12 protein-coding genes and 1 pseudogene are annotated in these 12,517 nt (G+C 69.0%); 7 read left to right on the top strand and 6 right to left on the bottom strand.

Features of this window, described 5'->3' with window-relative positions:
* Positions 1-446 precede the first annotated feature (446 nt).
* Together K9S39_RS43370 and K9S39_RS22315 are read left to right on the top strand one after the other, a co-directional pair.
* The gene (locus K9S39_RS43370; protein WP_454895469.1) at positions 447-1,553 is read left to right on the top strand and encodes a globin domain-containing protein; all 1,107 of its coding nucleotides are present in this window, start codon (positions 447-449) and stop codon (positions 1,551-1,553) included.
* Between the two features lie 91 nt (positions 1,554-1,644).
* Positions 1,645-2,484 (top strand): pyridoxamine 5'-phosphate oxidase family protein, encoded by an 840-nt coding sequence (locus K9S39_RS22315; protein ID WP_248868907.1) that lies wholly within the window; start codon positions 1,645-1,647, stop codon positions 2,482-2,484.
* Between the two features lie 106 nt (positions 2,485-2,590).
* On the opposite strand, the gene K9S39_RS22310 is transcribed toward K9S39_RS22315, so the two are convergent.
* The 5 genes and pseudogenes from K9S39_RS22310 to K9S39_RS22290 all read right to left on the bottom strand — a co-directional run bounded on the left by K9S39_RS22310 (position 2,591) and on the right by K9S39_RS22290 (position 6,523).
* Entirely contained in the window at positions 2,591-3,070 is a 480-nt protein-coding gene (locus tag K9S39_RS22310; protein WP_248865120.1) for an NUDIX domain-containing protein, read from the bottom strand.
* A gap of 148 nt (positions 3,071-3,218) precedes the next feature.
* On the bottom strand, positions 3,219-4,115 hold the full coding sequence (locus tag K9S39_RS22305) for a LysR family transcriptional regulator (RefSeq protein ID WP_248865119.1): 897 nt from the start codon (positions 4,113-4,115) through the stop codon (positions 3,219-3,221).
* A 233-nt stretch (positions 4,116-4,348) separates the two neighbouring features.
* Positions 4,349-5,479, bottom strand: coding sequence for a cystathionine gamma-lyase (locus tag K9S39_RS22300; RefSeq protein WP_248868906.1), 1,131 nt, complete (start codon positions 5,477-5,479; stop codon positions 4,349-4,351).
* 246 nt (positions 5,480-5,725) lie between these two features.
* Positions 5,726-6,070, bottom strand: a pseudogene (locus K9S39_RS22295) (low molecular weight protein-tyrosine-phosphatase); the annotation flags it as partial.
* A 75-nt stretch (positions 6,071-6,145) separates the two neighbouring features.
* Positions 6,146-6,523, bottom strand: coding sequence for a phage holin family protein (locus tag K9S39_RS22290; RefSeq protein WP_248865118.1), 378 nt, complete (start codon positions 6,521-6,523; stop codon positions 6,146-6,148).
* A 48-nt stretch (positions 6,524-6,571) separates the two neighbouring features.
* Here K9S39_RS22290 and K9S39_RS22285 point away from each other — a divergent pair, with 48 nt between their 5' ends.
* The 4 genes from K9S39_RS22285 to K9S39_RS22270 all read left to right on the top strand — a co-directional run bounded on the left by K9S39_RS22285 (position 6,572) and on the right by K9S39_RS22270 (position 9,074).
* Positions 6,572-6,889 (top strand): cupin domain-containing protein, encoded by a 318-nt coding sequence (locus tag K9S39_RS22285; RefSeq protein ID WP_248865117.1) that lies wholly within the window; start codon positions 6,572-6,574, stop codon positions 6,887-6,889.
* A gap of 220 nt (positions 6,890-7,109) precedes the next feature.
* Positions 7,110-7,334 (top strand): DUF5326 family protein, encoded by a 225-nt coding sequence (locus K9S39_RS22280; protein WP_248865116.1) that lies wholly within the window; start codon positions 7,110-7,112, stop codon positions 7,332-7,334.
* Between the two features lie 442 nt (positions 7,335-7,776).
* Complete coding sequence (locus K9S39_RS22275; protein ID WP_248865115.1) at positions 7,777-8,565, top strand: IclR family transcriptional regulator; 789 nt, start codon at positions 7,777-7,779, stop codon at positions 8,563-8,565.
* A gap of 86 nt (positions 8,566-8,651) precedes the next feature.
* Positions 8,652-9,074, top strand: coding sequence for an SsgA family sporulation/cell division regulator (locus K9S39_RS22270; RefSeq protein WP_248865114.1), 423 nt, complete (start codon positions 8,652-8,654; stop codon positions 9,072-9,074).
* 20 nt (positions 9,075-9,094) lie between these two features.
* Here K9S39_RS22270 and K9S39_RS22265 read toward each other — a convergent pair whose 3' ends face one another.
* A complete protein-coding gene (locus tag K9S39_RS22265; RefSeq protein WP_248865113.1) occupies positions 9,095-10,450 on the bottom strand; it encodes a YibE/F family protein in 1,356 nt (451 codons plus the stop codon).
* A gap of 220 nt (positions 10,451-10,670) precedes the next feature.
* Here K9S39_RS22265 and thiC point away from each other — a divergent pair, with 220 nt between their 5' ends.
* The gene (thiC, locus tag K9S39_RS22260; RefSeq protein WP_248865112.1) at positions 10,671-12,464 is read left to right on the top strand and encodes a phosphomethylpyrimidine synthase ThiC; all 1,794 of its coding nucleotides are present in this window, start codon (positions 10,671-10,673) and stop codon (positions 12,462-12,464) included.
* Positions 12,465-12,517: the final 53 nt, after the last annotated feature.

Below are 12,517 nucleotides of genomic sequence, written 5' to 3'. Positions count from 1 at the left end.
GTCAGGCCGGTGCCCCCGCGTTTGCCCGGCCGTCGCCCAGCGGCCCCTCGTACGCCGAGCAGGCCGCCCCCTCCGGACCCGCCGCACCGTCCCGCGAAGCCGAGCTCCCCTGGGACCGCGCCCCCGGCCGTGCGCCGGAGCCCGCACCAGCCCCTGAACCCGTACGCGAAACGGAACCCGTGTGCGAGCCCGAACCCGTACATCAGCCGGCGCGCGCAACAGGAGGCCCTACCGGAACCGCGGCCACTGGTACCGCACCCGCCGCCCCAGCCCCATCGGCGTTTCCCACCTCTTCAGCGCCCCCTGCCCCTTCCGTCTTCACGCCCCTGGAACGGCCCGCCGTCGCACCGCGTTCTTCGGCCGCAGAGCTCACGCTGGAAGCCGTCGAAGCCTCTGCCTCCGCCGCAACTCCCGCCTCACCCGACGCGATTCTCATCCGTCGCACCATGGCCGAAATCGAGCCCATCGCCGACAAGGTCACCTCGTACTTCTACGCGCTGCTCTTCGTCCAGCACCCCGATCTGCGGGCGCTGTTCCCCGCTTCGATGGACACCCAGCGTGACCGGCTGTTCAAGGCGCTGCTCACCGCCGCCAAGCACGTCGACGACGCCGATGTGCTCACCGAGTACCTCTCGCATCTCGGCCGCGGACACCGTAAATACGGCACGCAGCCCGACCATTACCCGGCGGTCGGTGAATGCCTGCTCGGCGCGCTCTCCCGCTATGCGACGTCCAGCTGGGACGCGGAGACCGAGGCCGCGTGGGTGCGCGCGTACACCGCGATCTCGCAGATCATGATCGACGCGGCGGCCGAGGACGAAGCGGTCGCCCCCGCCTGGTGGCAGGCCGAGGTCGTCTCGCACGAACTGCGGACGCCTGACATCGCCGTGGTGACGGTGCGGCCCGACCAGCCCTACCCTTTCCTCGCCGGCCAGTACACCAGCCTGGAAACCCCCTGGTGGCCGCTGGTCTGGCGGCACTACTCCTTCGCCTCGGCGCCGCGCTCCGACGGCCTGCTCTCGTTCCACATCAAGGCGGTTCCGGCCGGCTGGGTCTCCAACGCGATGGTCCACCGGGCCCGCCCCGGTGACGTCATCCGCCTCGGCGCCCCCAGCGGCTCGATGACCGTCGACCACACCACCAGCAACGGCCTGCTGTGCGTGGGCGGCGGCACCGGCATCGCGCCCATCAAGGCCTTGGTCGAAGATGTCGCGGACCGCGGCGCCCGGCGACCCGTCGAGATCTTCTACGGCGCGCGCAGCGACCACGATCTCTACGATCTGGACACCATGCTGCGCCTGGAGCACGACCACCCCTGGCTGTCGGTCCGCCCGGTCGTCGCCACGGGACCGGCCCCCGGCCGGACGAACTGCGTAAGCGGTCAACTCCCGGACGCGGTACGGCGATACGGACCGTGGCGGGAGTACGACGCATACCTGTCCGGTCCGCCCGGACTGATCCGCAGCGGCGTGGACGCATTGGTGGGTGTCGGCATACCGTCCGACCGCATACGGCACGACTCCGTAGAAGAGCTGGTCTCGGCAGGGGATTGAGGTCTTGGCAGCACAGGGTGAATACGGTCGGACACGAAACGGCCAGGGGATTCGGCGAGCCGAGCGCCCCGGGAGCGATGGTGAGCACGTGGTGCAGCAGAGGCTCGGCACGACCGCGCGCGCCGACCGTTTCTACGCGGACCAGGTCCTGAACCATCTCAACGACCGCATGCGGGAGTTCGTGGCCCGCCAGGAGATGTTCTTCCTGGCCACGGCCGACCGGCACGGCGAATGCGATTCCAGCTTCCGCGCCGGACCGTCCGGATTCGTCCAGGTGCTGGACGAGCGGACGCTGGCGTACCCGGAATACCGCGGCAACGGTGTCATGGCGTCCGTCGGCAATATCTCGGAGAACCCGCGTCTGGGCCTGCTGATGATCGATTTCACCCGGGACCGCATCGGGCTGCATATCAACGGGCGGGCACGCGTGGTGCTGGACGAGGAGATGCGGGCCGCCCACCCCGGCCTGCCGGTCGACCCGGTACCCGGGCGGCGCGCCCAGCTGTGGGTCATGCTCCACGTCGAAGAGGCGTATATCCACTGTGCCAAGCACATCCCGCATCTGCAGAAGGTCCCCGCGGCACAGCGCGGGGCGCGGGCCTGGGGCACGGACGACGTCAAGCGCAAGGGCGGTGATTTCTTCGGAGCGGCGGCCGAGGCGGACCGGCGCCCGCCCTTCCGGCGCGCGGAGCGCAAGAACGAGAACGTGCACATGGACGTGAATGTGAACGTGGACGCGGACATGGGCGTGCCGGACGCGGGCGGAGTCGATTCCGCGGGGAAGGGCTCCGTACGGCGGGGCGTCCCGACGGAAGGCCCCGGGAGGGAGCTGAGCGAGGAGTTCCTCGACAAGGTCGAGCGGGTGCTCGCGCGTGCCCAGCCGCGGCGGCCTGTGGAGGATGATCCCGAGTTCCGCGGATGGTTCGCCTGAGGAGACAGTCGTCTCAGGCAGGGGCGGAGACATGCGCCTGAGACGGAGACACGTGCCGGGGCCAGGCCGAGCCGGCCCGTTGCCCGGTCGCGCCCGCCCGACGCGCTCAGCCCAGGTCGGGGGCGTGCATGGCCCGTACGCCCTCGATATTGCCGTCCAGGTAGTGCCGCAGGGAGAGCGGTACGACCTCGACGGACGCGATGCCGACGCGGGTGAACGGCACCCGCACGATCTCGTACTCCCCGCGGGGCTCCTCGACCTCGGGGCCGTGCCGGCGTGCGGGGTCCATCGATTCCAACCGGCAGACGAAGAAGTGCTGCACCTTCACCCCGTCCACGCCGCCGTCGCTGAAGTGCTCGACGGTGTCGACGAAGACCGGCACCACGTCCTTGATCTTGGCGCCCAGCTCTTCGTCCAGTTCACGGTGGAGGGCGTCGACGACGGTGGCGTCCTCGGGCTCCACGCCGCCGCCCGGAGTGATCCAGTACGGAGCCCGGCCCGGCTTGGTGCGCTTGATCAGGAGAAGATCCTCACCGTCGAGCAGAATCGCGCGGGCGGTGCGTTTCACGACTGGCCGTACGGTCATGTGGGACAGATGCCGCAGTCACGGCGTGGTGAAACCCACGCCACACGACGCTCCGCACTCCCCTGCTCGGTCGCGGCTCCCACGTGCCACAGATCTCCCCCCGGAAACCCCGGCGGACCACAGTGCTCCCGGCAAGGTGGCTGCGCGCTCACCAGTCCACGGCCGTCCGCAGCAGCCACTCATGCGCCCGCGCGATATGCGGTAAGCCGAGTGTCCCGGTCCGTGCGGCCAGGAAGTAGGTGCGCAGCGGGGGCACCGGCGGGTCGAGCAGGGCCACGACCTCGCCGCTGTCCAGCGCGGCGGCGCACAGGTAGCGGGGCAGTACGGCGAGCCCCGCGCCCGCCACGACGCAGGCCAGCACCGCCCGGAGGTCGGCGGCGATGACGGCGGCGGAGGCCGCGGGTTTGGCGTCGAACACCGCGGACCAGTAGCGGGCGATCAGCGGCAGGCTTTCGTGGACCTCGACGAGCGGTACGGGGTCCAGCGCGCGCACCCCCCGGGCCTGCACGATCGCTGGCCCGCCCAGCCGGGCCGCCCAGCGCGGGGCGGCGATCAGCACATGTTCCTCGTCGCAGAGCGGGGTTGCGGTGAGCAGGCCGCCGCGCGGCCGGGCGGTGGTGACGGTCAGATCGTGGTGGCCGGCGGCCAGACCGGTCAGCAGTTCCTCCGCCGGGCCGAAGGCGGTGCGTATGGACAGGCCCTGGGCGATGAGCGGGGTCAGTGCGGGAAGTGCGCGCTCGGCGGTGAACTCCGGTGGGCCGGCGAGATGGAGGGTGCGGGTGGTGGACTCCTGGTCCAGGTCGGCTTCGGTGATCTCGGTGAGCGCGTCGAGGTGGGGCGCCACTTTGTGGGCCAGTTCGTCGCCGATGGTGGTGGGGGTGACGCCGCGTGCGTTGCGCAGGAAGAGCGGGCGGCCCAACTGGCGTTCCAGGACGCGGATCTGGCTGGTCACCGCGGGTTGGGAGAGGCCGAGCAGCGCCGCGGCGCGAGTGAAGGAGCCGGCCCGGTGCACCGTGACGAAGGTACGCAGCAGAGCCAGATCCATTGCGTACCTCCTGCGCCCTCGGAAGCCTGGTCGCGGGCCAACTATAAATTTGTCGATAGGACTGTGTCGCTAGCGTGATTGGACACTGACGCTGAGTCAACTAGCCTTGTTTCAACGGTTCGTTTTCACGTGAAACGCTTCGGTTGTTTCACGTGAAACACGTGGACCGTGGCCGGCAGGGTGACGAGGGGGGATACCCTGCCGGCCGGTATTCGGTGACCGGCTCGCGTGGCTCAGGCGCCTCTTGCTGCTGTATTCAGCGCGCGCAGCACATCCGCGACCAGGTCCTCCGGCTCCTCGACACCCACCGAGAAGCGGATGAAGCCGTCCGGAACGGCGTCGCCGCCCCAGCGGGCCCGCCGCTCGGCGGTGGACCGTACACCGCCGAAGCTGGTGGCGTCGTCCACCAAGGACAGTGCGGCCAGGAAGCGTTCCGCGTACGCCTTGTCGGGCAGCGTGAAGGACACCACACAGCCGAAGCGGCCGGGGCGCATCTGCCGTACGGCGAGTGTGTGGGACGGGTCGGACGGCAGGCCGGGGTGGCGCAGACCGGTGACCTCCGGGCGGTCGCGCAGCGCCTCGGCCAGCGCCAGCGCACCGGCCGCCTGTTGGCGGACGCGGAGGTCCAGGGTGGCGAGCGAGCGGTGCGCCAGCCAGCTCTCCATGGGGCCGGGGATCGCGCCGGCCGTCTTGCGCCACAGCCGTACGGCATCGGCCAGGGTGGCGTCGCGGGTGGTGACGTACCCCAGCAAAATGTCTCCGTGGCCGGTGAGCGCTTTGGTGCCGCTGGCCACGGAGAAGTCGGCGCCGAGGTCCAGCGGCCGCTGGCCGAGTGGAGTGGCGAGGGTGTTGTCGACGGCTACCAGAGCGCCGTGGCGGTGTGCGGCGTCGGCCAGCCGCCGGATGTCGCAGACGTCCAGGCCAGGGTTGGAGGGGGTCTCGATCCACAACAGCCGGGCGCCGTCCAGCACATCGAGCTGGGCGTCATGTGTGGTCGGTGCGGTACGGACCGTTATGCCGTAGCTCTCCAGGCAGGTGCGGACGGTCGGCAGCAGCTGATAGCCGTCGTTGGGGAGCACCACCGCGTCCCCGGCGCGCAGTTGGGAGAAGAGGACGGCGGTGATCGCCGCCATACCGGAGGCGAAGGCGACGGTGTATGCGCGTTCGTCCGGCGATTCGAGCTCGCCGATGGCCTGTTCCAGACGGGCCCAGGTGGGGTTGCCGTCGCGACCGTACGTATACGGGCCGACGGCGTCGCCGGGAAGGTGGAAGTGGGCCGCGAATTCGGGCCCGGGGAGGGTGGGCTTGAAGGGTTCGGGCTTTGGGAGCCCGGCTCGTACCACGCGGGTTCCGTCGCCCGTCATGCGCTCTCCATTCTCCTCGGGGTGGTCGTGTCCGGGCGGGTCCGTCGTGATCGCGGCGCGTACCGCTTCCAGGAGGCCGTCGCTCGCCGCCTCGACGATCTCCAGGCATTCCTCGAAGCCGGCGGACCCGCCGTAGTACGGGTCCGGGACGTCAAGGTCCCCGGGCCCGCTCTCCGGGTCCGGGCCGGTATCGCGGCCGCTGCCGTGGCCGGAAGCGCCGCCGTCCGCCGCGTCCGCCGCGTACGACCGCAGCAGACGGACCTTGGCGGCGTCCCGCGCGGTCGGCGCCAGCCGGCGCAGTTCGCGCAGATGGCCGGAATCGAGCGCGATCACCAGGTCGAGACGGGGGAACCAGGAGGGGCGGAACTGCCGGGCGGTGTGCGTGTGCTCATAGCCGCCCGCGCGCAGCACGGCGACCGTGCGGGGGTCGGCTCCGTCGCCCTCGAACCAGCCGCCGATGCCCGCACTGTCGACCTCGACCAGGCCGCCGAGCCCCGCTTCCGCGATACGGGCGCGGAAGACGGAGGCGGCCATCGGCGACCGGCAGATATTGCCGGTGCAGACGAAGCAGACGCGGAAAGGCGCTTTCACGTGGTCGGTCCTCGGTTGGTTCCCGGGTCGTCCTCAGGCCGGTCCCCGGATCGGTCCTGGGGTCGGTTCTCGGGATCAGTCCTTGTCGGGCAGGAGCATGTTCATCGCCCAGGAGACGACCGAGATGATCACGCCGCCGAGCACCGCCGTCCAGAAGCCCTCGACATGGAAGGCCAGGTTGAGCTTGCCGGCGAGGAAGGACGTCAGCAGCAGCATCAGCGCGTTGACGACCAGCGTGATCAGTCCGAGCGTCAGCACGAACAGGGGAAACGACAGCAGCTTCACCACGGGCTTGACGACAGAGTTGACCAGCCCGAAGATCAGCGCGACCAGCACCAGGGTCAGAATCTGGCGGCCGGTGCTGTCGCCGGTGAGAGTGATGTCCTTCAGCAGCCAGATGGCCACGGCAAGCGCCGCGGCATTGGCGATCGTCTTGACCACAAAATGCTTCATGGTGAGATCGTCGCAGAAGACGCTGAATGAGCGAGAGGTGCGGACGGCGTGAAAGCCTTCAGGCTGGACGAACTGGAAGCGGAACGGGCCGCGAACGACGGCGCGTATCTGCAGTTCCTCCGGGAGCGCAATATGTCGGTCGGCCTGTACGCGCTGGACGCCGGCAGTATCGATCCGCAGCGGCCGCACGGCCAGGACGAGGTGTACTTCGTGGTCAGCGGCCGGGCGTCGATGACGGTGGGGACGGAGACGCAGCCGGTGGCGCGCGGGAGCGTGGTCTATGTGCCCGCCGGAGTGCCCCACAAGTTCCACCACATCAGCGAGGACCTGCGGGTGATGGTGGTCTTCTCTCCCCCTGAGGGGTGAGGTGCCCGAGCCGGTTGCCTCCGCCCGAAGGCGGAGGCCGAACCCTGAGACCCTTAGGGGTAAGGATCAGGGTCGGACCAGGGCTGCCAGGCCCCCACAGCGGCCTCCGGCGCCCTAGCATCGACGGTGAAAGGGGAACCGGAGACGTGACGCGGCAGACGCGCAGACGTGGACAATGCCATCGACGCGACAGCGAGACGAGAGAAAGCAGGGCGGAGCAGTGGCTGGTAAGGGGATACTCGCAGGACTTCCGTGGTGGGTCACCTGGGTCGTGGTGCCCGTCATCCTGATCGTGGTCTTCGGCGGACTGATCGCCAGCGCGGTCGGCTTCCTGGTCGGCTTGCTGTTCAAGGTCCTCATCGCGGCAGCGCTGATCGCCGGGGTCATCTATCTCGTGCGCAGGTTCACCGGATCCTCGTCGGGCTCGTCGAAGGGCGAGTGGTAGGCCGCACAGCACGCAGGTCCGACCGGTATCCGACGACGCCCCGCTTCGCACGCCTGGAGCGGGGCGTTCGGTGTTCACGCTGGTGGGAGTGGGGGTTCGGAGGGGCGGCGATCGGGTGTTCTCTACAGTGGGCGTTCGGCGTTCCCTGCGGGGGGTGTGGGGCGTTCACCTAGTGCGTACGAGGCACTCCGTACGGTCATGTCCGGTCAGGGTGTGTGCCGAGTGAGTTAACTCAGATCATTCGGCCTGCCGCCCCTGTCGGCGGGTCTAGAGTGCGCACCGCAGGCGTCTTCCGGATGCTGACGTTCCGGGCAGCATCACGTCCGGCGGCGTCAGGGTGGACGTCGTCGAGGGGCCCTGGGAGATGTGCGCGGCGCGGGAACGGATCCCGCGACCGGGGCCTTGTGTCCCATGGCGTCGGAGCTGGGGGAAGGCGTTGGCAGTGGCGAACGGCGAATCCGTTTCTCATCCCACCCTGATCGGATCGGTGCAGCGCGCACTCCGTCTGCTGGAGGCGGTGGCGGCGCACACCGACGGCGCACCCGCCAAACAACTCGCAAGAGAGACCGGACTGCCGCTCGCCACGACCTACCACCTGCTGCGGACCTTGACGCACGAGGGCTATCTGCGCCGGGAGAACGGCGTCTTCGTCTTCGGAGAGGCCGCCGAGCTCCTCGGCCGGGCCGGCGCGCGAAGACGGCAGCGCGCTCACCTCGACGCGGTGCTGGCCCTGGCGGGACGGGAGTTGGGGGCTGCCGTCTACTTCGCCGTCTACCGTGAGGGTGAGGTTGATGTGCTCGCGGTGACGGACGATCCGGACCGGCCACCGGTTGAGGAGTGGGTGGACTTCCGTAGCTCCGCACATGCTCACGCGATCGGGCAGTGTCTGCTGGCGCAGCTGGACGAGGCGTCGCGCAAGGAGCATCTGGCGCGCTATCCCGTGCAGTCCATCACCCCGTTCTCCGTGCGGTCGGAGGGCGATCTGCTGCGCCGCCTGGATACGGTGCGTCGCGGTCACGTCGCGTATGAGCAACAGGAATATGCCTTGGGCACGGTGTGTTCCGCGTTTCCTGTCCACGTAAGCTCGGCGGCGGCGACGCTGGCGGTATCGCTTCCCCTCCGAGGAGCTGTACCGATTGCACGCCGTTACGGATCGACTACGCACAATGGCGGAGGCGGCGTTAACGACACTCGCCTTCTCTATCAGTATCTGAAAACTCACTCCTTGTGATCTGTTTGCACATGACAGACGATGGCGCGATAAGGCTGCGGGGGACGATTCCCGGCCATCTCCGATCAAGCGCGGGGTAGTGGTTGATGACCGACACAGTTCAGGCAGAAGTGATCATGAGCTTCCTCGTCTCGGAGGAGCTCGCGTTCCGGATCCCGGTGCAGCTGGACTTCGACAGCGCCGATCCGTACGCCGTCCGCCTTACCTTCAATCTCCCCGGCGATACGCCCGTGACCTGGGCATTCAGCCGTGAATTGCTCCTCGACGGGCTGAGCCGGCCCTCGGGTGAGGGCGATGTGCGCATCGCGCCGTCCTTCCCCGAGCATCTCAGTGATGTCTTCATCAGTCTCCAAGTGGGCGCCGAGCGGGCCCTGTTCCGGGTCAGCGCGCCGCCCCTGGTCGCCTTCCTGGACCGTACGGACCGCCTCGTTCCGCTCGGCGAGGAAGAGGTCTGCGACACCCTGGAGGCCGTGCTGGACCGGATCCTGACGGAGGCGCCGGCCGGCTGACCATGACCCCTTTTGGTTACTCACCGCTTACGGCGTTTGCCGCGAGACCCGCGCCGCCCTGACCCGCCGGCCGGCCGGGCGCCCTCGGGCGACCCCGGCCCGGCGGCCGCGCCCTGCCCCTTATGGTCCGCCGAGACGACCAGCGCCGCGAGCAGCGTCGTCAGCGGCACCGAGGCGACCAGCCCGATGCTGCCCACCAGCGTGCGCACGATCTCCGTCGCGACCACCTCGCTGGAGGCGACCGTGCCGACGCTGCTCTGTGCAATCGTGAAGAGCAACAGCAAGGGCAACGCCGCGCCCGCGTAGGCCAGTACGAGGGTGTTCACCACCGAAGCGATGTGGTCCCGTCCGATGCGCATCGCCGCGCCGTACAACTTGCGCCAACTCGCCGACGGATCCGCCTCCTTCAGCTCCCACACGGCGGCGGCCTGAGTCACCGTCACATCGTCGAGCACGCCGAGCGAACCGATGATGATGCTCGCCAGCAGCAGGCCGCGGATCTCGATGTCCGGATACAGGCCGTGCACCAGCGCCGTCGTGTCGTCGATATTGCCGGTCAGCAGCGCCCAGCCGATGAACACCGAGCCGAGCAGGCCGATCAGCAGCAGCGATGCGAGTGTGCCGAGCACCGCCACCGAGGTCCGGGCCGTCAGACCGTGGCACAGATAGAGCGCGATCAGCATGATCGCGCTGCCTCCGACCACCGCCACGACCAGCGGATTGGCGCCCTGCAGGATCGCCGGGAGGATGAACAGCGTCAGTACCACGAAGCTCGCCGCCAGCGACACCAGCGCGAGCACCCCGCGCAGCCGCCCCACGATCACCACCGCGAAGGCGAAGAGCGCGGCCAGCACCCACATCGGGACGGTCCGGTCCACATCGATGACCGAGTACTGGAGCTCTTTCGGGGCCTTGGGGGAGTACGCGACCACCACGTCCTGCCCGCTCGTGTAGTGCCGCGTGGCGTCGGGGGTCACCACGGTCTGGAAGGTCCGTCCGGCGTCCTTGCCGGTGGTGACTTTGACCGTCGCCCGTTGGCAGTCCTCGCCCTGTGCCGATCCCCCGGCCGGCGGCTGTCCCTGAGGCGGCGTCTGCTGTTGTGGCGGTTGTCCGGCATGCACATCGGCGCAGTTGACCTGCTCCACCTTGGTCACGGTGGCGCGTTCGGTGGGCTGGTCGAAGCCGACGCCCGACGGCTTGTGCGTGGGCGCGCCGCCTGGCCACAGCACGGCCAGACCGACCACCACCGCGGCGGCGAAGGGAATCAGCACCGCCGCGATGACCTTGCGCAGATGCCGGGATACCGGCGCGGCGGGCCCATGGCCGTGCGCGTGAGAGTGCGGATGCGGATGCTTCTGGGGCTCGGAACTGCTCACCGCCCGATCATCGCAAGAAGTCGTGGGGCCCCCTGTTCACCGCGCCAGGACGGCCGCTACCGTGGTGGCACCTTTGCAATCGCGGGAGCTCGGAGCACCGGGCTGAGAGGGCGCTGACCTCCATCTTGGGGGTGTTTCACGTGAAACACCGAGGATGGAAGCCGCTGCGTCGACCGCCGAACCTGTTACCGGGTAATGCCGGCGTAGGGAGTTGGGTCCTATGACTCTGCAGGATGCACGCACGCCCGAAAACAAGGCCGCCGACGGCACCGAGCCGCGGATCGGCTGGCACAAGGGCTATGTCTCCGGATCGCGCCCCGATCTCCGGGTCCCCGTCCGGAGGGTGCACCTCACCAATGGCAACGACGTCACGCTCTACGACACGTCAGGGCCGTACACCGACCCCCAGATCGAAACCGACGTCCGCCGCGGTCTCGCCCCGCTGCGTGAGAACTGGATCATCGCCCGGGGGGACACCGAGGAGTACGCGGGCCGCCCGATGCGTCCTGAGGACGACGGCATCAAGCACACCGCGCCGCGCGGCGGCCTCAAGAACCTCGACGCGGTCTTCCCCGGCCGCCCCCGACAGCCGCGCCGCGGCCGGAACGGCGCCGCGGTCACCCAGCTCGCCTACGCCCGGCGCGGCGAGATCACCGCGGAGATGGAGTACGTGGCCATCCGCGAGAACGTCACGCCCGAGTTCGTCCGCGACGAGATCGCGGCCGGGCGCGCAGTGCTGCCCGCCAACGTCAACCACCCGGAGATCGAGCCGATGATCATCGGCAAGAACTTCCTGGTGAAGGTGAACGCCAACATCGGTAATTCGGCGGTCACTTCCTCCATCGAGGAAGAGGTGGAGAAGATGACCTGGGCGACCCGCTGGGGCGCCGACACGGTCATGGACCTCTCGACCGGCCGCAACATCCACACCACCCGCGAGTGGGTGCTGCGCAACTCCCCCGTCCCCATCGGCACCGTCCCCCTCTACCAGGCGCTGGAGAAGGTCGACGGCAAGGCCGAGGAACTGACCTGGGAGATCTACAAGGACACGGTCATCGAGCAGGCCGAACAGGGCGTCGACTACATGACGGTGCACGCCGGCGTGCTGCTCCGCTATGTCCCGCTCACGGCCCGCCGCAAGACCGGCATCGTCTCGCGCGGTGGCTCGATCATGGCCGCCTGGTGCCTCGCCCACCACAAGGAGTCGTTCCTCTACACGCACTTCGAGGAGCTCTGCGAGATCCTCGCCGCGTACGACGTCACCTACTCCCTCGGCGACGGCCTGCGCCCCGGCTCCATCGCGGACGCCAACGACGAGGCGCAGTTCGCGGAGCTGCGCACACTCGGCGAGCTGAACACCATCGCCAAGCGGCATGGCGTCCAGACGATGATCGAGGGCCCGGGACACGTCCCGATGCACAAGATCAAGGAGAACATCGACCTCCAGCAGGAGATCTGCGAAGAGGCCCCGTTCTACACCCTCGGCCCGCTCACCACCGACATCGCGCCCGCCTACGACCACATCACCTCCGGCATCGGCGCCGCGATGATCGCCTGGTGGGGCACCGCGATGCTCTGCTACGTCACGCCCAAGGAGCATCTGGGCCTGCCGGACCGCGACGACGTCAAGACCGGCGTCATCACCTACAAGATCGCGGCCCATGCGGCGGACGTGGCCAAGGGGCACCCGGGCGCACAGGAGTGGGACGACGCACTCTCCGACGCCCGTTTCGAGTTCCGCTGGGAGGACCAGTTCAATCTGGCCCTCGACCCGGACACCGCCCGCGCCTTCCACGACGAGACGCTGCCGGCAGAACCGGCGAAGACGGCACACTTCTGCTCCATGTGCGGCCCGAAGTTCTGTTCGATGAAGATCAGCCGGAGCATCACCGAACAGTTCGCCCCCGACCTGGCCGGCCCGGTCAGCGACGAGGAGATCGAGGCCGGAATGCTGGAGAAGTCCAAGGAGTTCGCGGCGAGCGGGAACCGGGTGTATCTGCCGCTGGCCGACTGATCCGGGCCCGCACGGCGCTGTCCCGGGACGGGTCGTTCCGGGGCAGCCGCGCC

The sequence above is a fragment of the Streptomyces halobius genome (assembly GCF_023277745.1).
Classification (GTDB): domain Bacteria; phylum Actinomycetota; class Actinomycetes; order Streptomycetales; family Streptomycetaceae; genus Streptomyces; species Streptomyces halobius.
Note: the sequence above shows the minus strand (reverse complement) of the source record. Positions and strands in the feature narration are given on the sequence as shown.

What these genes read in the sequence shown, in the direction of transcription:
- K9S39_RS22305 (WP_248865119.1), bottom strand. Translation starts at nt 4,115, where the DNA reads ATGGATCTGGCTCTGCTGCGTACCTTCGTCACGGTGCACCGGGCCGGC.
- K9S39_RS43370 (WP_454895469.1), top strand. Translation starts at nt 447, where the DNA reads ATGGCCGAAATCGAGCCCATCGCCGACAAGGTCACCTCGTACTTCTAC.
- K9S39_RS22290 (WP_248865118.1), bottom strand. Translation starts at nt 6,523, where the DNA reads ATGAAGCATTTTGTGGTCAAGACGATCGCCAATGCCGCGGCGCTTGCC.
- K9S39_RS22300 (WP_248868906.1), bottom strand. Translation starts at nt 5,479, where the DNA reads ATGACGGGCGACGGAACCCGCGTGGTACGAGCCGGGCTCCCAAAGCCC.
- K9S39_RS22270 (WP_248865114.1), top strand. Translation starts at nt 8,652, where the DNA reads ATGACCGACACAGTTCAGGCAGAAGTGATCATGAGCTTCCTCGTCTCG.
- thiC (WP_248865112.1), top strand. Translation starts at nt 10,671, where the DNA reads ATGACTCTGCAGGATGCACGCACGCCCGAAAACAAGGCCGCCGACGGC.
- K9S39_RS22310 (WP_248865120.1), bottom strand. Translation starts at nt 3,070, where the DNA reads ATGACCGTACGGCCAGTCGTGAAACGCACCGCCCGCGCGATTCTGCTC.